The sequence below is a fragment of the Prevotella sp. P5-108 genome (assembly GCF_002251385.1).
Taxonomy (GTDB): Bacteria; Bacteroidota; Bacteroidia; order Bacteroidales; family Bacteroidaceae; genus Prevotella.
In genome coordinates, this window is sequence record NZ_NPJJ01000020.1 from 22,419 (window position 1) to 42,688 (window position 20,270).

At 52.6% G+C, this 20,270-nt stretch carries 18 protein-coding genes; 11 read left to right on the top strand and 7 right to left on the bottom strand.

Going from position 1 to position 20,270, the window contains the following annotated elements:
• The 6 genes from CIK95_RS03605 to CIK95_RS03630 all read right to left on the bottom strand — a co-directional run bounded on the left by CIK95_RS03605 (window position 1) and on the right by CIK95_RS03630 (window position 9,711).
• Entirely contained in the window at window positions 1–1,152 is a 1,152-nt protein-coding gene (locus tag CIK95_RS03605; RefSeq protein ID WP_094466290.1) for a BT_3987 domain-containing protein, read from the bottom strand.
• Window positions 1,153–1,177: 25 nt separating this feature from the next.
• Window positions 1,178–2,203, bottom strand: a complete 1,026-nt coding sequence (locus CIK95_RS03610; RefSeq protein ID WP_094466291.1) for a glycoside hydrolase family 18 — start codon at window positions 2,201–2,203, stop codon at window positions 1,178–1,180.
• A 35-nt stretch (window positions 2,204–2,238) separates the two neighbouring features.
• A complete protein-coding gene (locus tag CIK95_RS03615; RefSeq protein ID WP_022309684.1) occupies window positions 2,239–3,786 on the bottom strand; it encodes a SusD/RagB family nutrient-binding outer membrane lipoprotein in 1,548 nt (515 codons plus the stop codon).
• A 21-nt stretch (window positions 3,787–3,807) separates the two neighbouring features.
• The gene (locus CIK95_RS03620) at window positions 3,808–6,819 is read right to left on the bottom strand and encodes a SusC/RagA family TonB-linked outer membrane protein (RefSeq protein WP_094466292.1); all 3,012 of its coding nucleotides are present in this window, start codon (window positions 6,817–6,819) and stop codon (window positions 3,808–3,810) included.
• A 662-nt stretch (window positions 6,820–7,481) separates the two neighbouring features.
• Window positions 7,482–7,781, bottom strand: a complete 300-nt coding sequence (locus tag CIK95_RS13080) for a hypothetical protein (protein WP_158215073.1) — start codon at window positions 7,779–7,781, stop codon at window positions 7,482–7,484.
• A 148-nt stretch (window positions 7,782–7,929) separates the two neighbouring features.
• Entirely contained in the window at window positions 7,930–9,711 is a 1,782-nt protein-coding gene (locus CIK95_RS03630; protein WP_094466294.1) for a DNA polymerase III subunit gamma/tau, read from the bottom strand.
• A 146-nt stretch (window positions 9,712–9,857) separates the two neighbouring features.
• Here CIK95_RS03630 and CIK95_RS03635 point away from each other — a divergent pair, with 146 nt between their 5' ends.
• From CIK95_RS03635 to CIK95_RS13085, 8 genes are all read left to right on the top strand, one after another.
• Window positions 9,858–10,193: a septum formation initiator family protein gene (locus CIK95_RS03635; RefSeq protein WP_094384649.1), complete on the top strand. Its 336-nt coding sequence runs from the start codon at window positions 9,858–9,860 to the stop codon at window positions 10,191–10,193.
• Window positions 10,186–10,605, top strand: coding sequence for a hypothetical protein (locus tag CIK95_RS03640; protein WP_371591364.1), 420 nt, complete (start codon window positions 10,186–10,188; stop codon window positions 10,603–10,605). The genes CIK95_RS03635 and CIK95_RS03640 overlap by 8 nt, the downstream gene beginning before the upstream one ends.
• A gap of 150 nt (window positions 10,606–10,755) precedes the next feature.
• Window positions 10,756–11,541 carry a DUF4369 domain-containing protein gene (locus tag CIK95_RS03645; protein WP_094389049.1) on the top strand — a complete coding sequence of 262 codons (786 nt, stop codon included), beginning with the start codon at window positions 10,756–10,758 and terminating at the stop codon, window positions 11,539–11,541.
• Window positions 11,542–11,555: 14 nt separating this feature from the next.
• Window positions 11,556–12,887, top strand: a complete 1,332-nt coding sequence (locus CIK95_RS03650; RefSeq protein ID WP_094466295.1) for a dihydroorotase — start codon at window positions 11,556–11,558, stop codon at window positions 12,885–12,887.
• Window positions 12,884–13,705 carry a vitamin B12 dependent-methionine synthase activation domain-containing protein gene (locus tag CIK95_RS03655; RefSeq protein WP_094466296.1) on the top strand — a complete coding sequence of 274 codons (822 nt, stop codon included), beginning with the start codon at window positions 12,884–12,886 and terminating at the stop codon, window positions 13,703–13,705. Before CIK95_RS03650 ends, CIK95_RS03655 begins: the two co-directional genes overlap by 4 nt.
• A complete protein-coding gene (locus tag CIK95_RS03660; protein ID WP_094466297.1) occupies window positions 13,702–14,871 on the top strand; it encodes a metallophosphoesterase in 1,170 nt (389 codons plus the stop codon). The genes CIK95_RS03655 and CIK95_RS03660 overlap by 4 nt, the downstream gene beginning before the upstream one ends.
• Before the next feature lie 5 nt (window positions 14,872–14,876).
• Complete coding sequence (locus CIK95_RS03665) at window positions 14,877–15,635, top strand: 1-acyl-sn-glycerol-3-phosphate acyltransferase (RefSeq protein ID WP_022309694.1); 759 nt, start codon at window positions 14,877–14,879, stop codon at window positions 15,633–15,635.
• A gap of 663 nt (window positions 15,636–16,298) precedes the next feature.
• Window positions 16,299–16,469, top strand: a complete 171-nt coding sequence (locus CIK95_RS13085; RefSeq protein ID WP_158215074.1) for a hypothetical protein — start codon at window positions 16,299–16,301, stop codon at window positions 16,467–16,469.
• Window positions 16,470–16,792: 323 nt separating this feature from the next.
• Here CIK95_RS13085 and CIK95_RS03670 read toward each other — a convergent pair whose 3' ends face one another.
• The gene (locus tag CIK95_RS03670) at window positions 16,793–17,542 is read right to left on the bottom strand and encodes a peptidylprolyl isomerase (protein ID WP_022309568.1); all 750 of its coding nucleotides are present in this window, start codon (window positions 17,540–17,542) and stop codon (window positions 16,793–16,795) included.
• A gap of 400 nt (window positions 17,543–17,942) precedes the next feature.
• On the opposite strand from CIK95_RS03670, the gene CIK95_RS13610 reads away from it, so the two are divergent.
• The 3 genes from CIK95_RS13610 (at window position 17,943) to CIK95_RS03690 (ending at window position 20,082) form a co-directional block, all read left to right on the top strand.
• Window positions 17,943–18,536 carry an RHS repeat-associated core domain-containing protein gene (locus tag CIK95_RS13610; RefSeq protein WP_371591365.1) on the top strand — a complete coding sequence of 198 codons (594 nt, stop codon included), beginning with the start codon at window positions 17,943–17,945 and terminating at the stop codon, window positions 18,534–18,536.
• Between the two features lie 90 nt (window positions 18,537–18,626).
• The gene (locus CIK95_RS03685) at window positions 18,627–19,082 is read left to right on the top strand and encodes a hypothetical protein (protein ID WP_094466300.1); all 456 of its coding nucleotides are present in this window, start codon (window positions 18,627–18,629) and stop codon (window positions 19,080–19,082) included.
• Between the two features lie 37 nt (window positions 19,083–19,119).
• Window positions 19,120–20,082, top strand: coding sequence for an RHS repeat domain-containing protein (locus CIK95_RS03690; protein ID WP_254046410.1), 963 nt, complete (start codon window positions 19,120–19,122; stop codon window positions 20,080–20,082).
• Window positions 20,083–20,270 lie beyond the last annotated feature (188 nt).

Here is a 20,270-nt window from a genome sequence, read left to right on the forward strand (position 1 = left end):
TTATTTACCATCAATACGTACATCCTGAATCCAAGTGGGAACCAAATTGTCCTTAGTTGTGGCATCGTTGCCATTGCCAGACCAATCCTTGAACTTGAAGCCCTGACCCTCATTGAACTTGTAGTAGAAGATGAAGCCGGGAGTGGTGGGATCGCAAGAGTACATATTGTTCTGAATCTCCTTCTGTGAGCGTGCCTTCTTCCACAGACGAACCTCGCTGTAGTAAGAGTTACCCTTGTTATAGGTAGAGTTAGAGCTGATAGATACAGAAGAAACGCGGGTCTCCTTGCCAGGCAGGTCCATAGAGTTGTCGAGCTGACCGTTGACATAGAGATACAACTTGGCACCGGTGCATACGTAGGCGATGTGATACCATGTGTTGGCGTTGAAGAGCATCTGGCTGTTCATCTGTGTACCCTGGGTCTTGATCTGCAGACGGTTACCCTCGATAGGAGCATCACCGAAGCGTACATAAACCTCATCGGGACCAGTACTGTAGATAGCCTGGTTGTTCATTTCACCCACACGTGTACCGAGCTTATCCTTGTTGATATTCATCTCCATAGTCCACTCTGTAGTAGTATAAGTCTCGTTGAGATCCTGGCCGATATAATGTCTTACGTTGAACTGTACAACAGGCTGGATAACCACCTGGTCGAGAACGAATACCATAACGCTACCAGACTTGAGGACATTGGCGTTGCCGCTAACCTTCTCAAGACGGAAGGCGAGTGCATACTTCTTACCGCTATTCTTGAGCTCATCGTTGTAAGGATTGACGGTGAGTGTAGCGGGGTTAGATACAGAAGTACCGGGTTCAATGGTCACCTCATTGGCAGAGAGCGAGAATGTTCCCTCAGGCAGAGCTGTATAAGAAGTCTCGTTCTTGGAGTTGAACTGCTCGAGAGCCTGAGCATCGTACACCAGCTTGAAGCTGCTTGCCTCGGTAGCCTTTTCAGACAGACGTACGTTGATGTCTGTAGAGACAAACTCGTTGCCGACAGTAAGTTTCTGCGAGGAATTGGCATTAGTCGCTGTCTGCAGGATATATGCCTGATTGGTGAGCTGGTCGTATTCGGCATTCTCACAACCTGTGAGGGCTACGGCGCCGAGAAGGATGCCACCATATATGAATTTAGATATCTTTTTCATTATTGCAGTTTTTATGAATTAAATACTACTTGATTGCGGGATTCATAATCTGGATACCCTTGCGCAGAGCGGGATAAGAAGGCTGCTTGCCTGCCATATACTCATACTCCATGTGATAGGTACCGATACCACCCTTCTGGACTTTCTTGCCATTGATGATTGGCTGCCAGCGGGCCATACCCTCAAGACTCATCATAGAGTTGCCGTTGCGGTCGGTGAAATTAACACCACCTGCGAGGGCGTAGTTCTCGAAGTTCTCGGTAACGATATACTTTTTGGCTACAGCTTCGGGCTCAAGTATACCATCATAATGCTCTATAGTTTCACCCAGACGGTTGTCAAGGTCAAAATCGCCACCACATTGGTAAGCCTGAACGATGAAGTAGTTGAAGAGAGGACCGAGCTCAGCGTTGATGCTCTGGGGCTCACCGTCGATGACGAGCATCTTGTTGGTACCTGACTTCGGACCAAGACGGCGGCTGAGAGTCTCTACGAATACTTTTTCGGCAGCGGGAACACCAGAGATGTTACCACGGTGACCGTAGTGAGGCTCATAGTCATAGTCGAAACCATCGTAGCCATACTTGTCGATGGTATCACAGATGGCATTGGCATACTTCACAATAGCCTCGTCGCCTTCACCCCAGAATGTAGTGGCATCCTCGCCCTCGGGAGTGAGCTGGTCACCCACGTTTTGCACGATGAAGCAAACCAGGGCACGAGTACCGAGTACTGTCTGTGCATATTCGAGGTCGGCCTTGCGCTCGGGTGAGAGGTTACGCCAGTTACCCCATATTGAAACGAAGTCAACACTATCGGGGAGACCGCGGAGTGAATTCTCGAGAGAAGCACCGGCACCTACCCAGTTACCAAACCATCCGAAGGCTACGGGGTGGTCGCTCTTCTTGTATGCTCTCAGAGCCTCATAGTACTCTGGAGTGCGCGCAGGATCGGTGAGATTGACGGGATTCTTTGTCTCGACATCTGTGTCACAGGCAGCAAACATAAAGGCAACTACCGACACGAGCAGCATTTTGAATATTTTTTTCATTGCTTTTGTCAATTTATTAGTTGATATTATAGTGATTACTTCTGCCACCACATCTTGGTAGCATAGTCATCGGCACCACCGAGGAGCTGTACAGCCTTCTGATAGTTTACAGGGTTGTTGGTAGGCTCAGTGTAGTCGAAAGGAATACGGTTGGGCACCTCGATGCTGTAAGAAGTCGTCTGGGCTACAGGGAATACCTTAGGATAGCCTGTACGACGAATTTCGCACCATCCCTCCTGACCGTCGGGGAAGAGGGCAATCCACTTCTGGACGATAAGGCGCTCAAGTTTCTCAGCTGCAGAAGCGCTGTTGTCCCACTTGATAGTGATGGTAGACATCTTGCCATGTGAACCACCGTAACCATCGGTAGCATCCTTATAGTCGGCAGGAGTACTTGCATCGTCTTCGAGGTAAGCATCTACGTTCTTGGCACCCCACTGCTCGAAAGAGAGCTTGATGGCCTGCTTGTAGAGAGACTCTACGTCGCCACCCATACCAGACCAGTTGGCCAGCGCACCTTCGGCACGGCAGAATGTCATTTCAGCTGCTGTGAGCCATACGCCACGAGAGTCCTTCTCGATGTTGGCTGCAGAGTAGAGACCACCGGCAACAGACTTATTACCAATGTTGGCACCGGCACGACAACCGATGATGGCGCGGTCGCCCTCGGTAGTTGTAGCACTGAAGTACTTGCTGATACGTGGGTCACCATAACCGTTCATATAGCTCTCGATGTCGGCACATGCGCGGCTGTCGCCCCACTCTACAGAGGTCTTCCACTGACCGTTGGGGTTGTAGTTGATGGCGCAGTTGTCGTCGTTAGAGGTGATGACACCAGCGGCAACAGCTTCCTCACCTACCTTCTTGGCATAGTCGGGAGCCACGAAGCGCATACGGATAGCCATACGCAGTTTGAGAGAGTTGGCAAATTTCACCCACTTGGTGAAGTCGCCACCATAGACCTGGTCGGCGTCCTTGAACTGTACGAGGCTACCACCGTTGGCGGCGATCATACCGTTGATTACACCGAGGGCGTGGTCGAGGTCAGCCACGAGAGTCTTGTAGATGGTCTCCTGTGAAGAGTAGGCATTGGGATCTTCCTCAGCGCCGATTGGCAGAGGACCGTACATATCGGTAAGACGGAGGAATGACTGTGCGCGCAGGATCAGAGCCCATGCGTAAGGCAGACTCTCCTTGGTAGAGAGACGGGCAATCTCATTGAAAGCCGAAACGGTCTTCTTCATACTGTCGGCGAATGGATAACGTACCCATCCTACAGGAGCATTCATCTTGGCGAAGTTGCTACCAGCGAAACCGTTGTTGGCATAAGTCATGAAGCGGCCGAGGTAGTTACCGATAAGGTCTTGGTTCATCTGATAGGTATTCTCCTGCTCGGGGAAAGCCTCAGTCTCCATCTGAACCATGAAAGAACCGGTGCTATAGTTATCGCGGTTGATTTCTTCATTGTTGAGGGCACCACCGGGACGGTTGGCGTCTTCGAAGCCATCAGTACATGAAGCTGCGAGGCCCATTACTGCCACTGATGCAACAGCGAAGGTTATTGTCTTTATAATAGTTTTCATTTTGAAAGTCATTTAATGTAATTAGAACTTCAGTTTAACATTGAAACCTAACGAACGGAGACTTGGCTGCATGAAGTAGTCGAGAGCCTGGTAGAAGGTACCGGTAGAAGCTGTTGACTCGGGATCGAAAGGAGCCTTGCAGTAAATCATCCAGAGGTTGTTGGCTGTAAGACCGAGAGAGAGGTCGAGGCCAGCAAGCCACTTATTGGGAACATCGTAACTGATGTGGGCTTCCTGCAGACGTACGTTAGTAGCACTGTAGGTATATTCAGACCAGATGGGGTTGTCACCACCTACTACAGCATAGTACTTTTCAGCAGGTACGAGACCTGTATTGACTGGGATACCTCCATTCTCGCGGGCTGCGGCAGAAGTCTTTGACACACCGTAGTAGTCCATGATGGCCTGGGTCTGGCTCATTACGATACCACCGAGACGGGCGGTAAGGAGGAAGCCGAGGTTGATACCCTTCCAAGAGAATTCGTTAGAGAAACCGATGTTGCCCTTGGGCAATACGCTACCCAGATACTTGGGATTAGAGAGAGTCTTGCGGATTACGTTGCCGCTGGCGTCGAGAGCGATATTGCCTTCTCTGTCACGAGCAAAGTCGGTATAGCTGTACACGTCACCCATGGTACCACCCTTCTTCAGGATTACACCCACGCCGTTAAGACCGGTTGTGCTGATGGTCACCTCTGGATCGGCGAGCAGGTCGACAATCTTGTTGCGGTTCATACTGTAGGTAAGAGAGCTGCTCCAAGAGAGCTTGCCAAACTGGTGGTTGTAACCGATAGAAAGCTCAAGACCGCGGTTGCGTACGTTACCGGTCTGTACATACTCGTGATCATAACCCTCAGATACTGTGATAGGACGGAGGAAGGTCTGCTTGCGGGTATTAGACTGATAGAATGTCATATCCAGAGTCAGAGCGTTGTTGAAGAAGCGTGCGGTAAGACCGGCTTCCCATGAGTTGGTACGCTCAGGATAGAATGTCTTGGGGAACTTATAAGTTACAGTCTCATAGGTCTGAGTGTTGGGCTTGAAGTTGTAACGCCACTGAGAAGTGATGTTGGGGCTGATAGCCGAACCTACAGATGCCCAAGAGCCACGTACCTTCAGGTAGTCGATAAACTCGGGGAGCCTCACCATCTGAGAGATGATGGCAGAAGTACCTACTGAAGGATAGAAGAACGACTCGTTCTTGGTGCCTGCAAGGGCAGAATCCCAGTCGTTACGGCCTGTCAGAGTCAGGTAAACCATGCTGCGCCATCCCAGTTCGACGTTGGCGAATACCGAGTTGATGTTATGCTTGTTGAAAGCGTAGATAGGACGGTTGTCGTTGGTCGCATTGGCATAGTCAATGGCGTTGGGGCTGAAGATATTGGAAGGAGCACGCAGACCACCCTGGAAACCATTGTTGTCATACTGTGTGCGAGAGAACGAACCACCGACGTTGGCGCCGATAGAGAACTTGTCAAAGCTCTTGTTTACGTTGAACATCACGTCACCATAAACGCTCTGGTCTACAGCGTTAGAATAGGCGTAGAAGCCATAGTCAGAGTGAGCGAAGAGGTTGATGGTAGAAGCATAGCGCTTGTCCTCAGACTTGCTGGTGGCACGGTCGAAGCTGATACGGCCCACTACGTCCAACCAGTCGAAAATCTGGTACTTCAAGCTGCTGTTGATCATATAGCGATGCTTCTTGGTAGTACGGTTCATGCGATTGGCAATCCAGTAGGGGTTCTGCATAGACAGAGCGTCACCGAAGTTCCAGTTCTGAACATAGATACCACGAGACTGGTCAAAGACTTCAAAGGTACGGATAGCGTCAAAGCTCTCGCCACGTGGGAAGAGGTAGAGCGCTACCAGCGGGTTGAAGTACTGACCCTGAGCCATGAGGTTCATGTCGCTCTGCTTCACATAGTTGAGGTTGAAGTCGAGAGTCAACTTGTCGTTCAGGAAGCTGGTAGAGTTGCGGAATGTGAAGTTGTAACGGTCATAGCTGTTGTTGGGCATGATACCGTTGGCATTGGTAGTACCTACCGATGCGTAAGTCTGGTTCTTGCCGTTACCTACTGTCAGAGACACGTTGTTCTGAATGTTGGTACCGGTGTTGAAGAAGTTTTCAGGATCGAAACCTGTAAACTCAGAACCACCCTTCTCACCCCAAGAGCGAACCTCACCGGGACGGTTGGCATACTCGTTCTGGAACTCGGGCATCTTGAATACGTCTGAGAACTGGGTACTGTTGCTTACTACAACAGACACGCGGCCTTCCTTACCCTTCTTGGTAGTGATCATGATCACACCCTGAGCGGCAGCCGAACCGTAAAGAGCGGCAGCAGCAGGACCACTAAGTACGCTGATGCTCTCGATGTCCTCGGGGTTGATATCGGCGATACCTTCACCACCAGGCTGGCTGGCATAGATACCCTCAGCAGTACCGTTGTTGCGGTTGTTGATTGGCACACCGTCTACTACGTAGAGAGCAGAGTTGCTCTGGTTGATAGACTTGGGACCACGCATTACGACACGTGTGGCACCACCCATACCAGCAGAAGAGGCGTTGATGTTGACACCAGCCACCTTACCGGCGAGAGAGTTCATGAAGTTGGTGCTCTTTACAGTGGTCAGGTATTCGTTGCCCAACTGCTGTACATTGTAGCTAAGCGCCTTCTCCGAGCGCTTGATACCCAGAGCGGTAACGACTACTTCATCGAGAGTCTTCTCGTCCTGAGCCATGTTGATGGTCATACCTGTACCTGTGGCAGCCACTTCCTTGTCGGCATAGCCCAGATAGGTTACTACCAAGGTACTTCCGGCGGGAACTTTGAAAGAGAACTTACCGTCGATGTCAGTGACTACTGCGGTTTTTGTTCCTTTTACCGTTACGGTTGCACCAATGACAGGTTCGCCATTTTCATCGAGTACCTGTCCTCCGACTGTCTTCTCATTAGCCTGCTCCACCTTGTTGAAGGGAGCTTTCTCACTGGGCGCTCCTACTACAAATGCAGAAACGCTACCAAGGCACAATGCCGATGAGAAAAAATCTTAGCAAATTAGATTGCATTCTGTCCATAGGTTTTTTGTAAGTTATAAAATTAAACAATATGAGAATTTTCACTCAATATCTATGTTAGTTGTTTCCCTGTTGGGTCGCAATTGGTTTAATACCGCCCTGAGAGTGTCCCCTCTGGCTTGGGCGCGTCGCGGACGACGCACCTGCACCATAGTATGCTTTGTTCTGTTCACAAACTCATGCTTGAGGGTCTGTTATCATCAGGTTATGTTGTTTAGGTTGTATGTATCGTCTTTATTTCGATGCAAAGTTAAACCTTTTTTAGCAATTGCGCAATTATTTCTGCCATTTTTTATATGCTGGTGCCAAAAAATCAAGGTTGGCGACTATCTCGGCTGTCATTTTGCTTATTTTCCAAGGAATTAGCGTTAAAAAAAATTTCATTGCGACGCCCTCTGTCATGGGTGAAACTATCGCTCGCGTGCGCGCGTATATATTATATAAGGTATAAGCACCGGGCGTAGGCATGATGAACCCGACGGACAGAACGGGCGATGTCGCCACAGTCGCCGCGACGGTCATATTCTGCCGCGCCATCGCGTTTTTTTACGTTTCAAGGTACGAAATGAGTATTGCATGGGCTGATTTGTGCATTGCAAACCTTGAATTTCTGATATCATGCCGCGCCGTTCGCTTTTCTTGCATGGGTAGAGGGATGTCTTGCCCAAGCAGAGGGATGTCTTGCCACGCCAACAGAGAGCAGATGATGGTGGGCGCCCTCACTCGTTGCTCGTGGATGGCGGGCGAATGGCCGGACGATGCGAAGGAAGTGATGGCAGATGGCGAAGGAAGTGATGGCGGGTGGCGAAGGAAGTGATGGCGGGTGGCGAAAGGGGTTGGGGCTTTCGACGAGGGAGTGATGACAGGCTACGAGGGGTTGGCGACTTGCGGAGAAGGTGGCAACGGTGGGTGTCAAAGGGAGGGGCTTGGGCGCTGCAGACACGAAGAAAGGGACAAAAGCAACTGCTGGTGTTTGCTTTTGTCCCTTTGCGGCGACTGTGCTTGTCGGCTGTAGGCTGAGGGTATGGGCTACTGCGCTTCCCTGCCCTAATGCGCCGACACAGTTATGTGAGAAGGAGCTGCAGATTGTCGATGAGTTTGCCTACAGCGTGATGGTTGGCACGCAGATGGTCGAGCATCTCGCGGCGGGTAGGCATACGCTTTACCTCCTTCGCCTCTGCCACGCGCACGCTGAGCTTGAGGTCGGGGCAACCCAACGCAATTTGCAGCGTCTTCTCTATACGCGGCTTGATTTCGATGATTTCGTTGGCCAGGAAGGTATTGTCTGCCACCGCTTCGACAAGGGGATAGTCGGTGATGACGGGGTCGATGTTCTTCATACGCTGCGCCAGCGCGACATACTTCTTGGGCATACGGTTGCACATGCCACGCCACTCCAGTCCGAGCTGTGCGTCGTCGAAGGGCTTCCCCTCGGGCTGTGCGCTGTCGGCGTCGGTCTTGAAGGCGTCGTCCTCGTTCTGTGCCACTTTCTCCTCGCTTTTCAGTATCGAGCTGAACGAGAGCGACGACATGCCCAGAAGGGGATTAACCATAGGTTGCGCCGCCCGGGATGGGGTCTTGGGCGCTTCAGAAGGAGCCACAGCCTCTACTGTCTGCACCTCCTTCTGCGGGCGGCGGACAGGGGGCTCAGCCACGGCCACCTGTGCTGCCGCTTTAGGCTGAGACGCTGTGATAAGTCTGAACAGGGATTTCAATCGCTTGGGGCCAGGCCCCACGCCGGCGGCATCGTCGGGCTGGGTGATTTGTGCCACCTCTATCAGGGTGATTTCAGTCAGCAGGCGCTTGTTGGAACTCTGCCTGTAGTTGACGTCACACTGGTTGAGGATGCGCAGCGCCTTATACAGGAACGGTACAGAGCAACGCTGTGCCTGCTCTTTGTAGCGCTGTTGGTGCTGTTCGCTCACCTCGAGCAGGGCTATGGTCTCGGCATCGCGCGCCATGAGCACGTTGCGCACATGGGTGGCAAGTCCGTTGACAAATCTGCCTGCGTCGAAGCCCTTGGAGAGTACCTGGTTGAACAGCACCATGATATCTGAGGCCTTGTTCTCGAGTGCCTGGTCGATGACCTTGAAGTAGTATTCGCTGTCGAGGATATTGAGGTCTTCGAGCACCTTCTTGTAGGTGATGTCGCCCTGGCTGAAGCTCGCCGCCTGGTCAAAGATTGACAGCGCGTCGCGCATACCGCCGTCGGCCTTCTCGGCTATCATGTGCAGCGCCTCGGGCTCTGCCTTGATGCCTTCGCGCTCTGCCACCATCTTGAGGTGGTTTACGATGCCGGGCACGGTCATGCGGTCGAAGTCATAAATCTGGCAACGGCTGATGATGGTGGGCAGTATCTTGTGCTTCTCGGTGGTGGCGAGGATGAAGATGACGTGGGCTGGCGGTTCCTCGAGCGTCTTGAGGAAGGCGTTGAAGGCAGCCGTAGAGAGCATGTGTACCTCGTCGATGATGAAGACCTTGTAGCGGCCGAGCTGGGGGGCGATGCGTGTCTGCTCCATGAGCGCCTTGATGTTTTCTACCGAGTTGTTGCTGGCGGCATCGAGCTCAAAGATGTTGTAGGAGCGCTGCTCGTTGAACGCCTGACAGCTCTCACACTCGTTGCACGCCTCTCCCTCGGCAGTGGGGTGCATGCAGTTGATGGCCTTGGCGAAGATACGCGCGCAGGTGGTCTTTCCCACACCTCTCGGACCGCAGAAGAGGTATGCGTGAGCGAGTTTGCCGCTCTTCACCGCATTCTTGAGCGTAGTGGTAAGCGCCGACTGTCCCACCACCGAGTCGAAGCTCATCGGGCGGTACTTGCGGGCGGATACAATGTATTCTTCCATACTTATAGGGATATAGTTTAATGTTGCAATGATAGCGACGCCCATCGTCTGGTCGACGAATATTGGCATCTCTATTGCAAAAGTAACTAAAAATGTCGAAAGTTTCGATGATATTTAGTATTTTTGCACGTGTAATACATATAAATATGTTTTTTCGTAAAGGTAATATAGGCAATCTGCTCGGTCATTACAAGTATCTCATCGTAATCGTACTGGGTACAATCATGGTGGGTGTGGTAGGCAACAACAGCTTCCGCAAGCGCATCCAGTATGAGCTGCAGATAGGCGACCTCAAGGACGAGATAGAGCGGTATAATGCCCAGAACGAACACGACACGAAGAAGCTGCAAGAGCTGACGCGCAATCCCAAAGCCATCGAGAAGGTAGCCCGCGAGCGTTATTTCATGAAGACCGATGACGAGGACATCTTTGTGCTCAGCGATGACCAAACGACAAATGACAATGATGAAAACAATGAATAAGTGGCAGAATGCCATCTATCTCTCAGGCGGTCTGCTCATGGTGGTGGGCGCCGGCTGTTACTGCTTCCTGCTCTGGCAGCAGGTGATGTGTTGGATATTCCTCTTCGGCGCGTGCATGTTTGCCATCATGCAGATGATGCAGACCTACGAGGGCAACGACCCGACCATCAAGCGGCTCAAGCGCATACAGAGCATTGCCGACATATTCTTCATTCTTTCGGGCATGCTCATGGTAGACACCGTGTATCATGTTCTGGTGTCGCTCTTCGACAGCAACATGAGCGCGGGGTACTACACCTATATAGAATATGTATACAACAAGTGGGTAGTGCTGCTGCTTATCGCCGCCATCCTTGAGGTTTACACTACACATCGCCTCGACAGCGAACTCAAGAAAACAAAAAATACTTAAAAGTAGGCGCTAATCTATAAATAAGCATTAAAAAAGTTCATAACTTCGATATTAGATATTACCTTTGTGCTAACAAGCCGGAGGCTGATACTGGCGAGCGAAAGCTCGGTCGTCACCGCTGGCACAACAACACAGAACTAAAAGCTATATATGAAGAAAGTAGTATTTTACTTTATCGCCCTGTTGACGCTGACATCTTGTGCAAAGTCGTTCGACATCCAAGGCACGTCCAATATTTCCACCTTGGATGGTCGCAAACTATATTTGAAGGTATTGGTAAACAATGAGATGAAGAACCTCGACTCGTGTGACGTCGTTCACGGCAAATTCTCGTTTACCGGCACTGTAGACACCGTGCGCATGGCCACCATATTCATGGAAGACGAAAGCGTGATGCCCGTAGTGCTCGAAGCCGGCGACATCGTGGTCAAGATAGACAACACCCAGCAGGTGGTAAGCGGCACTCCGCTCAACGACAAGCTGTTCCAGTTCTTCAACAAGTTCAACCAGCTCAAGAGCCAGCAGGCCGACCTCATCCACCAGCACGACCAGGCCATCATGAACGGCAACGACATGAACGTGGTGAACCAGCAGCTCGAGGCCACCGCCCAGAAGCTGTCGCAAGAAGAAGACCAGCTGGTTACCAGCTTTGTCACCGAGAATTTTGACAACGTGCTCGGTCCCGGCGTGTTCTTCATGGCTACCATCAACAACACCTACCCCATGCTCGACCCCTGGATAGAGGACATCATGAGCAAGGCTACCGACAATTTCAAGAACGACCCATACGTCAAGGACTACTACGCCAAGGCGCTCGAGAACCAGCAGATTATGACTGGCATGAAAGATGTGCCTGCACAGGAACAGGCGCCCGCCCAGCCCGTAGAGGCTGCGCCAACGCCCAACCAGATGGCCCAGCCTGGCGCAAGCAAATAAACAATGAACTCTATATGTCTACAATCATTTATGGAGGTACCATCGTCAACGAAGGCAGGAGCTTCCTCGGAAGTCTGGTCATCGACAACGACAGGATAACCGAAATTTACGAAGACAGCAGTACCCCCCGTGGCCTCTATTCGGAAGAGATAGACGCCACGGGGTGTCTCGTTATGCCCGGCGTGATAGACGAGCACGTCCACATGCGCGAGCCGGGACTCACCCAGAAAGCCGACATCGAGAGCGAGACCCGAGCCGCTGCCTGGGGTGGCGTGACATCGGTGATGGACATGCCCAACACCGTGCCCCAGACCACCACCCTCGAAGCCCTCAACGACAAGTTTGAGCGCGCGGCGCACGAGAGCCATGTCAACTACAGTTTCTTCCCCGGAGCCACAGCCTCCAACCTGTCGCTCATCGGCCATGCCGACGCCCACCGCATACCCGGCATCAAGCTGTTTATGGGTGCCTCGACCGGCAACATGCTGGTAGACGGCGACAGCGCCCTCGACGCCATCTTCGCCGCCTGCGCCGAGCGCGGTCTGCCCCTGATGACCCACTGCGAAGACTCTGCCATCATCAATGTCAACATGGCACGCGCCAAAGCCCTCTACGGCGACGACCCCGACATCAAATACCACCCCACCATACGCAGCGAGGAAGCCTGCTGGCAGTCTACGCACAAGGCAGTAAGCCTGGCACGCCGCCATCACACCCGTCTGCATGTGGCCCACATCACCACAGCCCGCGAGCTGGAGCTCTTCGGCGCCGACGACCACATCACCGCCGAAGCCGTGGCAGCCCATCTGCTCTTCAGCGACAGCGACTATGCGCAGCGGGGCGCACTCATCAAGTGCAACCCCGCCGTGAAGACCGCCCACGACCGCGATGCCCTGCGCCGTGGCCTCACCGACGGCCGCATCTACACCCTCGGCACCGACCACGCTCCCCATCTGCTGGCCGACAAGCAAGGAGGCTGCGCCCGTGCCGCTTCGGGCATGCCCATGGTGCAGTTTTCGCTGCCCGCCATGCTGGGACTCACCGACCAGGGAGTGCTCACGGTGGAGCGCATGGTGGAACTGATGTGCCACAACCCCGCCCGACTCTTCGGCGTGCGCGACCGCGGATTTCTGCGTCGTGGCTACAAGGCCGACATCGCCATCGTGGAACCCCACCAGCGCTGGACGATCACCGAAGACATCATACAGAGCAAGTGTAAATGGAGCCCGCTCATGGGCGACAGTTTCGACTGGCGGGTGCGTACCACCCTGTGCAACGGCCGCACCATCTACGACCGTGGACACTTCTGCACCGACAGTCGGGGCGAAGAGATAGCGTTCAGATGAAGACCGTCGTCACCTACAGTTTCAGCCAGCTCGAGCCCTACATCAACTGGGTCTACTTCTACCACGCCTGGAGCCTCAACGGCAAGCCCGAGAGCGAACGCCAGCGCATGAAAGCCGAGGCTCTCGACACGCTCCGCCAGACCGATGACCGCTTCAAGGCCCGCGCCATCATAGGGCTATACCCTGCCTGGGGCGACGGCGACGACATCGTGCTCGACGGCGGAGAGCGCATCCCCCTGCTGCGCCAGCAACATCCCGCCAAAGGATGCGACTACACGCTGTGTCTCTCTGACTTTGTGCGGCCTGCAGGCTATAGCGAGCCCGACCGTATAGGCGTCTTCGCCACCACCGTAGACAGCGGCATGGAGACCGACTGCCATGGCGACATCTACCAGCAGATGCTGAGACAGACCCTTGCCGACAGACTGGCAGAGGCTGCCGCCGAACGGCTGCACTACGAGGTGCGCACACAGCTCTGGGGCTACCAGCCCGACGAGCCCGAAGCCCCCGCCCGCATGCTGGCTTGCGACTATCAGGGCATAAGGCCCGCCATAGGCTACCCCTCAATGCCCGATACCAGCCTCAACTTTGTGCTCGACCGGCTGCTGCACTTCACCGATATAGGCATACGCCTCACCGAGAGCGGCATGATGACGCCTCACGCCAGCGTGTCGGGGCTCATGATAAGCCACCCCGAGGCACGCTACTTCGACCTGGGCAAGATAGGCGACGACCAGCTCGCCGACTACGCCCACCGACGCGGCATCCCCATCACGCTGATGCGCAAGTTTTTAGAATCCAACATGATACGCCAATGATAGCCCGTGTGTTCATCCCCCTGCTACTTATCATCATCCTGCCCGATGTATATCTCTGGCTGCACCGTCTGCGCCGCCCCGTCTACTCGTGGGCAGAGCGGCTGCTGTGGCTGGCACCTTCGGCGCTGATGATAGTCTTCAGCAGCATACTGGCAGTGTCGCCCAGCTTTGTGCCCGACGACATCTACTGGGCACGGCTCTACATCGCCCTGCTCGGGGTATGGGTAGTGCCCAAGCTGGTCTATGTGCTCTGCTCGGCCATAGGTCTGGCAATATGCCGCCTCGCCCACAGCCGCCGCAACTGGGGCCGCCTCGTGGGGATGGGGCTTGCGGGGTATATGGTCTACGCCTTTGTCTATGGCTATACCATAGGTTTCGCCGATATAGAGGTGAAGCACGTGACGCTGGCGGTAGACAATCTGCCGAAAGAGTTTGACGGACTGCGCGTGGCACATCTCTCCGACGCCCATGTGGGCACCTATACCGGCCGCCGCGCCCAGATACTGAGCCGTGCCGTCGACAGCACGCTCGCCCAGCACCCCGACCTCATCTGCTTCACGGGCGACATACAGAACGTGAAGCCCGCCGAGCTGGAGCCCGTGATGCCCATGCTCGCACGCCTCAAGGCTCCGCTGGGAGTCTACTCGGTACTGGGCAACCACGACTATGCCACCTATCTCGGCGGCACCGACGAGGAGCGCATCCGCGCCGAACAGCGGCTCTGCCAGATGGAGCGCGGACTGGGGTGGCATCTGCTGCTCAACGACAACTGCGTCATAAGGTGTGGCAGCGACTCTATCTTCATCGCCGGCATGGAGAACGACGGCGAGCCGCCCTTCCCCTCGCGAGGCGACGTGGGCAAGACCATGCGCGGAATACCTGCCGGGGCGTTTACCCTGATGCTCGAGCACGACCCGTCGTCGTGGACCCGCACCATACTGCCCCACTCTACCGCCCAAGTCACCCTGAGCGGACACACCCACGGCGGACAGATAGAGCTCTTCGGGCTGCGCTTCACTCAGCTGCGACAGCGCCACGACCTGGGGCTCTACCGCAAGGGACAGCGCTGGCTCTATGTCAATGCCGGACTGGGCGGCGTGGTACCCATGCGCTATCATGTAAATCCAGAGATAACCATCATTACACTGACAACGAACAAATCATAAAACCAATGAAGTATCTGTATCGACTCTATCAGCTCATCGTCGCACTACCCATATTCCTGGTAGCCAGCATCGTCACTTCGCTCACCACCATGATAGGCTGCCGACTGGGCAACGGCCACTTCTGGGGCTACTATCCCGGCAAGTGGTGGTCGCGACTCACCACCTTTATCCTCCTTCTCCCCGTCAAGGTCGAGGGGCGCGAGCATCTGCGCAAGGACGAGTCCTATGTATTCGTAAGCAATCATCAGGGAGCGTTTGACATCTTCCTCATCTACGGTTTCCTGAACCGCAACTTCAAGTGGATGATGAAGCGCAGCCTGCGCAATGTGCCTCTGGTGGGCGCCGCGTGCCACTATGCCCATCACATCTTTGTAGACAAGCGTGGGCCAAGCAAGATACGCGAGACCTATGACCATGCGCGCGACACGTTGCGCGAGGGCATGTCGCTGGTGGTATTTCCCGAGGGAGCCCGCTCATTTACCGGACACATGGGGGTATTCCGCCGCGGTGCCTTCATGCTCGCCGACGAACTCCAGTTGCCCGTAGTGCCGCTTACCATCAACGGTTCGTTCGACGTGCTGCCCCGTATGCGCGACGGGCGCTTCGTCGACTGGCATCAGCTCAAGCTCACCATCCATGCCCCCATCTATCCCCAAGGCAAAGGGCTGGAGTATGAGCGCAAGACGATGGACGAAGCATACCAGACCATCATGGCCGACCTGGACAAGAAGTACCAGGGATATGTAGAGAATCCCGACCAGTAACGACTGAGCCGACAACAGCCGCCATGGCTTTTTGTGTTTATATCATCCTATATTATGTCCTGCTGCAGGTAACGCCTGCGGCTAATCGCAACTCTTACAGAGTAGCATTAATTTGTAGTGATTTGCACCCAAGGTAGAAGCGCTGCGCACCTCAACCCTGGGCTATGTAAGCGCAACTCCTACAGAGTTGCCAAGGGTGCGTACCTTTCACGATGGGCTACCCCATCATTGTATGCGCACCACACACCATGGGCAAACACCATTCCAACATTGGGTGCGTACCGTCCATCATGGTTAGCCAATAACCGCCCAAATATATTTGACCATACTCATCGGAAGATAGTACGCACCCCCCGGCAACTCTGTAAGAGTTGCGCTTTCCCAGCCCAGGGTTGCGGGCGAAAGCACGCTACCCTGGGTAAGATACCCACCAACATAGCAACGCTGTAAGTGTTGCGTTTAGCCGTAGGCGTTACTTGTCTCATGCGCTTCCATGTTCTCTTGATATACTCGCATAAGAAGCTACAAAAAGTGATTAGCTTATTTCTTGTCAATATATAACACCTCTTCTTCATTGCTCTCTTTGATGAACCACTACAAGCAACTGTTTTTTTTACCGTCAACGGCGGACTTTTTGAACGGCCAACGGCCGCTTTTTTTACCATGCCGGCTGTTGTCGCCATGCAACGCATGGCGTTGGGGATGGTGGTGATGATAAGGAGGAAAACTCGTTTTCCGACTGGCGTCGCCACCGTCACCAAAAAGGCGAAGCCGACAACAGCCGCCATGGCTTTTTGTGTTTATATCATCCTATATTATGTCCTGCCCGGGTAACGCCTGCGGCTAATCGCAACTCTTACAGAGTAGCATTGATTTGTACTGATTTGCACCCAGGGTAGAGGCGCTGCGCCCCTCAACCCTGGGCTGGGAAAGCGCAACTCCTACAGAGTTGCCAAGGCTGCGTACCATCCACGATGGGATCATGACAGTCGGAGAGACCGGCTGCCGCATGACCGCCATACGCAAAGCGCCCTGCCAAGGTGAAAAAACTGCTTTTCATCCTGACAGGGCGCTTTGCGTGTAGATATACGAGGGTGACGGGCTGGCTCCCGACGGTCTTGGCCCACATAGCCAGACCGTCAGTCAGGACCGCGGCATCACTGCACAGACTGGCAGACCTCGGTCTTGATGATGGCGATGTCTTCGCAAGGACGGTCATCGGGGCTGGTGGCGGCAGACTGTATCTGCTCGACCACATCGAGGCCCTCTGTCACCTCGCCAAACACGGTGTACTGTCCGTCGAGATGGGGAGTGCCACCAAGGGTGCTGTAAGTCGCGGTCTGCTCCTCGGTAAAACCTACAGGGTTGGCCTTGCAGCTGTCCTGGGCTTCCTGAATCAGACGCTCCTGAAGGTCTTGCAGTCCGGCGCGGTCGCGGTTGCGGCGCATATCCATAATCTCGTCCTTATGGGCGGCCACAAGGTCGTTGAAGGCGATGGTCACCTGGTTCTGCTGCATCTGCTTCTCCATCTGCTTGAGTTGGGCAGGCTTGTAGACCGAGCCCCAGACGATGTAGAACTGGCTGCCGCTCGACTCGCGACCGGGATTGACCTCGTCACCAAGTCGGGCAGCGCAGAGCGCACCACGCTTATGGAAGAGACGGGCATTGATTTCGGCTTTGACGGTATAGCCTGGGCCGCCCATACCGAGGCGTTTGCCAGCTGGAGCGCCCTTGGAGTCGGGGTCTCCGCCCTGAACCATGAAGTCCTTGATGACACGGTGGAACAAGAGGCCGTCGTAATAGCCCTCGGCGGCGAGCTTGAGGAAATTGTCGCGGTGGAGGGGCGTCTCGTCATACAGGCTGACTACGATGTCGCCCAGAGTGGTTGTGATTTTTACTGTTGACATTGTCTATGTTTGTTGTGTTACTATGCTTATTCAGACAACCCGTGCGCCATGCGTCGCGATGGTTGCAACGCTTTGCGTCGTGGTTGCCAATCTTCTACACAAAGGTAATACTTTTTGCTCTACCATCCACACAACTGCTCTATCTTTTAGACTATGGCAGCAGAAAATAGTGGGAAACATGGGGACCTGGGCCGAAGGGGCATGATGGAGTAGTAGAAAAGTGATGTGGCAACAGATGTGCATGTTAGCTACTGCCAGACTATTGACATTATTTTCACCCCCAGCCATCACTTTTCCCCCAATTTCCTTGGCACGTGTGTACATTATTATTATATTTGCAATGTATACATCTTAACCCCTGTCCATGCGCCGCCTGATTGTCATAATGCTGTTGGGGCTCATGACCACTCTGAGCCTCCCTGCTTTCGCCATTGCCGGAAGCAGAGAGAGTGACCACGCCCCCCAACCCTACAAATACATAGGCAAGGAGCTCGACCGCACTCACGGACTGGACTGGTACGACCATGGTGCCCGCCACTACGACCCCGTCACGGGACGATGGAACGTAATGGATGCCTTGGCGGAGAAATACTACCCATGGTCGCCATACGTGTCGTGTGGGGACGACCCGGTGAATGCGGTTGGCCCGGATGGGAAGGATTATTGGAGCACAAGTGACCCTCTAATAATAATAGAATTCTTCAATAACGTAGAATCCAATAGGGCTTTCTTTTTCAAACCATTTTCTACGTTAACCTATTTCTTTAACTCCTTACATCCATACACCTATACCATCAATTCTATTGCTTACACAATAGATTCTGATGGGAGAATAGGGCGACCGGCACACATTCTTGGCATAGTTGACAATCCTGGCTTTCGGAAAGGTACTGTCAGAGGTAAGGTGAGAATGGGAAAAATAAAGGGAAAGCGCCAAGAGACCACGAGCGACAGAATGAACAAGTCAGAAGCCTTGCGCAGAAATATAAGTTAACAGAAGTGCAACAAGAGAAAGTACATCGAGAAATTTCTGGGCAGGGATATAGCTATAAAGAAATAGAAGAATTGATAATAGAAATGTTTTATGAATAGGCAAGAATTAGAAGGTATGATGCGCAAAGAGATAGGAAGAAATATCTGTTATTGCAGGGCTGGCGGAGGGGCCGGTTCTATTATTCTATTAGAATTGGATAACAAAGATAGCTATTGGATGAGTGGATACTGGTGGTTATTTTACAATAAGCGCATCATATGCACATACGAAGATGATTGTACGGCATTAATAGGTAAAGTTCCTAAAAACTTAATGAGAATGGAAGGCATGAAAGTAACAGACGTCCAAATAACTACAGATCTATTTCTATGTCTGACTATTGATAATAACTATATATTGGTTGCTGATGGATGGAACAAAGAGTATGCTGATGCAGACAATGAATATTATGATGGTGGTTGGCGATATTCTGTGCCCAGTTTAAATAAAAGTTATGAAATTACCAAAAATGGAGATTTCATAGAAACATGTTACGGATTAGTATAAAATATGGGGACATACAATGCAGGATATACCTACTATTATGGAAGACATGTGTTCACAAATGCACAATGTAGGCAACAACCGCATAGTGGCCGACGCCCATGGCAACGTGGAGGAGGTAAACCACTACTACCCCTACGGCGCGCTGATGGACGACAGCCGCAATGCCACCACCCAACCCTACAAATACATAGGCAAAGAGCTCGACCGCACCCACGGCCTCGACTGGTACGACCACGGTGCCCGCCACTACGACCCCGTCACGGGGAGGTGGAACGTAATGGATGCCTTGGCGGAGAAATATTACGCATGGTCGCCATACGTGTCGTGTGGGAATAATTCGATAAGCACCATTGACGATAATGGCATGGAATGGTATAGAGATATAGATAATACTATTCAGTACTCCCCGCAAGTTCATTCACAAAAAGACTTGAAGAAGAATCAGGTGTACATAGGGGCATATTTAACTACAGGGAAGGGTAAATCACTGGTAAGTTACCGTCGTGACGGCAGTATACTCTATGCCAATGAGACCAAAGCATATAACCGTATCTGGAATCAAGCCAGCGTACATTATCGAAGAATGGGAGAAAAGGGAGGAAGGGAAGTAGCTGCATTTATCCTTGTAGATAGTCGTGTACTGGTACTTCCAGATTATAAGAACACAAGTATGCAGTCTGAAATAGGAGACTATGGTTATCGAGTTGGACATGGAGTCATACGCAAAGGAAAGGAGAAGTTTAACATTTCAGCTCAGATTCATACTCACCAAGAGAGAATGAGCGATGAGCGTGCATCAGAAGCAGATGGTTTATTCTCAAAAAAGATGGGAGGACTACCTGTTCTTGTAATAGGAAAGGACAAGGTTACTCGTGGCTTCTATTATGACTTCAACGATGGAAAAAGTTTTGGATTCGGCGACAGCCTTAGATTCCATGAATTAAATAAATTATCATCATGGTTAAATCAACATCGAAGATTTTTTTTGCAGGTAAAGTGACATGCCTAATGGTAATTGGCTGCTTGTTCACACTCTCTTTAGGTATGTCTACAGCCCCCAAAGCATGTACGCCAGGAGAAGGTTTGGAAATAAAAGAGATTTTCTGTGATAGCTCTCTACGTGAAATTATCAAAACGTATACGGAAAGCCATTCCCGCTATGACACTTTTGTTGTTACCCGCCCCATC

What these genes read in the sequence shown, in the direction of transcription:
- CIK95_RS03650 (WP_094466295.1), top strand. Translation starts at nt 11,556, where the DNA reads ATGTCTACAATCATTTATGGAGGTACCATCGTCAACGAAGGCAGGAGC.
- CIK95_RS03615 (WP_022309684.1), bottom strand. Translation starts at nt 3,786, where the DNA reads ATGAAAACTATTATAAAGACAATAACCTTCGCTGTTGCATCAGTGGCA.
- CIK95_RS03630 (WP_094466294.1), bottom strand. Translation starts at nt 9,711, where the DNA reads ATGGAAGAATACATTGTATCCGCCCGCAAGTACCGCCCGATGAGCTTC.
- CIK95_RS03660 (WP_094466297.1), top strand. Translation starts at nt 13,702, where the DNA reads ATGATAGCCCGTGTGTTCATCCCCCTGCTACTTATCATCATCCTGCCC.
- CIK95_RS13085 (WP_158215074.1), top strand. Translation starts at nt 16,299, where the DNA reads ATGCCGGCTGTTGTCGCCATGCAACGCATGGCGTTGGGGATGGTGGTG.
- CIK95_RS03645 (WP_094389049.1), top strand. Translation starts at nt 10,756, where the DNA reads ATGAAGAAAGTAGTATTTTACTTTATCGCCCTGTTGACGCTGACATCT.
- CIK95_RS13610 (WP_371591365.1), top strand. Translation starts at nt 17,943, where the DNA reads ATGACCACTCTGAGCCTCCCTGCTTTCGCCATTGCCGGAAGCAGAGAG.
- CIK95_RS03635 (WP_094384649.1), top strand. Translation starts at nt 9,858, where the DNA reads ATGTTTTTTCGTAAAGGTAATATAGGCAATCTGCTCGGTCATTACAAG.
- CIK95_RS03690 (WP_254046410.1), top strand. Translation starts at nt 19,120, where the DNA reads ATGGAAGACATGTGTTCACAAATGCACAATGTAGGCAACAACCGCATA.
- CIK95_RS03610 (WP_094466291.1), bottom strand. Translation starts at nt 2,203, where the DNA reads ATGAAAAAAATATTCAAAATGCTGCTCGTGTCGGTAGTTGCCTTTATG.
- CIK95_RS03655 (WP_094466296.1), top strand. Translation starts at nt 12,884, where the DNA reads ATGAAGACCGTCGTCACCTACAGTTTCAGCCAGCTCGAGCCCTACATC.
- CIK95_RS03605 (WP_094466290.1), bottom strand. Translation starts at nt 1,152, where the DNA reads ATGAAAAAGATATCTAAATTCATATATGGTGGCATCCTTCTCGGCGCC.
- CIK95_RS03640 (WP_371591364.1), top strand. Translation starts at nt 10,186, where the DNA reads ATGAATAAGTGGCAGAATGCCATCTATCTCTCAGGCGGTCTGCTCATG.
- CIK95_RS03670 (WP_022309568.1), bottom strand. Translation starts at nt 17,542, where the DNA reads ATGTCAACAGTAAAAATCACAACCACTCTGGGCGACATCGTAGTCAGC.
- CIK95_RS03685 (WP_094466300.1), top strand. Translation starts at nt 18,627, where the DNA reads ATGAATAGGCAAGAATTAGAAGGTATGATGCGCAAAGAGATAGGAAGA.
- CIK95_RS03665 (WP_022309694.1), top strand. Translation starts at nt 14,877, where the DNA reads ATGAAGTATCTGTATCGACTCTATCAGCTCATCGTCGCACTACCCATA.